Origin of the sequence: Sphingomonas sanguinis (genome assembly GCF_001476905.1) — a bacterium.
GTDB classification, from domain to species: Bacteria; Pseudomonadota; Alphaproteobacteria; order Sphingomonadales; family Sphingomonadaceae; genus Sphingomonas; species Sphingomonas sanguinis_B.
In genome coordinates this window covers 1-508 of record NZ_LDTE01000090.1, presented here as the reverse complement: position 1 = coordinate 508, position 508 = coordinate 1, and the positions used below count along the sequence as shown (strand labels likewise).

General features: G+C 72.4%; 1 protein-coding gene. It reads right to left on the bottom strand.

Features of this window, described 5'->3' with window-relative positions; all coding sequences use genetic code 11:
* The coding region (locus SB4_RS13990) for an Ig domain-containing protein (protein WP_193753828.1) at positions 1–508 on the bottom strand (508 nt) is incomplete at both ends.

The window sequence follows — 508 nt, the reverse complement described above, 5'->3', positions numbered from 1 at the left end:
CGGTGGTGCCGGTGCCCGACGCGGTGGCCGTGCCATGCGACGGTGCCGTGGCGACAGTGACCGAGGTGGCGGTGCCGCCCGAGAGGGCCAGCGTCACCGCATTAGCGGTGCTGTTGGCCGTGACGGTGGTCGAGACCGCACCGGCGACCGGTGCCTGGGCGGCGACGGCGAGCGTGTAGGTGGCGGTGCCGGTCGCGCCATGCGCATCGGTGGTGGTGACGGTGACGCTGTAGCTGCCGGCCGCCGTCGGCGTGCCCGACAGGGTGCCGGTGCTCGACAGGGCCAGCCCGGCCGGCAATGTGCCCGCGGTGACGGCATAGCTGTACGGTGCGGTGCCACCCGTGGTGGCAAGCGCCTGGCTGTACGCCGTGCCCGCAGTACCACCCGGAAGGCTGGTCGGTGCCAGTGTCAGCGTGGGTGCGGTCACCGTGACGGTGACGGTCGCAGGGCTGCTGGTGCCCGAGGCGTTGGTGGCGGTGTAGGTGAAGCTGTCGCTGCCCGAATAGCC